The 291-nt window shown below is 62.5% G+C and carries 1 protein-coding gene; it reads right to left on the bottom strand.

The features are described 5' to 3' along the window. Positions 1-291: tyrosine-type recombinase/integrase (locus tag AC27E8_RS00130; protein WP_487111309.1), on the bottom strand; the 291-nt coding region annotated here is incomplete at both ends.

Below are 291 nucleotides of genomic sequence, written 5' to 3'. Positions count from 1 at the left end.
CGGACATGGGCACTTCGCGGGGTTTGTCACCCTTGCCGTGCTCCACACGGATGACCCCTTCCTCGAAATCGACGTCCATGATGCGAAGGAAGATGACTTCCGCGATGCGGAGCCCGGTGTACGCCATGGTCCAGGCCGCCGCCTGGACGTGCGGATGCGGAATGTGATGGATAAACCGCGCGAGCTCGTCCGCCGGAAGCGCGTACCGCTCTTTCTGCACGACGCGCTTGGCTTCAAGCATCTCCGCTGGGTTCGAAGGGAGGATCCCCTGGCGCACCAGGTACTTGAAGA

The sequence above is a fragment of the Alicyclobacillus sp. CIJ1 genome (genome assembly GCF_057538885.1).
Note: the sequence above shows the minus strand (reverse complement) of the source record. Positions and strands in the feature narration are given on the sequence as shown.